The following is a 261-nucleotide window of genomic DNA, read 5'->3' on the forward strand; positions in this document are numbered from 1 at the left end:
ACAGAGAAGTAATTAGTGAACGCCCATGAAAGAAGACTAAAGGCTACCAGATAGAGAACTGGCGTGTCATACCAGAAAGACAGTATGAACAACGCAGAAGCCAGTACGTAGCTAATATAAATTGCGTCGGGCACCTTTTTCTTGGAATAGTGATCAGCAAGCCGTGCCACGTTGAGACTGATGAGGACGCTGGGAACCGCCACCAGTGAAAGCAGAGCACCCGTCAGGGTGCCCCCCCATACCTTATTCAGATGAATGGCG

Annotated in this window: 1 protein-coding gene; it reads right to left on the minus strand. The window is 49.4% G+C overall.

Annotation, left to right across the window (positions count from 1 at the left end; genetic code table 11):
• Positions 1–261, minus strand: a 261-nt coding sequence (locus KVT28_RS25425; protein WP_217550979.1) for a hypothetical protein, incomplete at both ends; no start/stop codon positions are given.

The organism is Pantoea sp. GbtcB22 (assembly GCF_019091025.1).
GTDB lineage: Bacteria > Pseudomonadota > Gammaproteobacteria > Enterobacterales > Enterobacteriaceae > Pantoea > Pantoea leporis.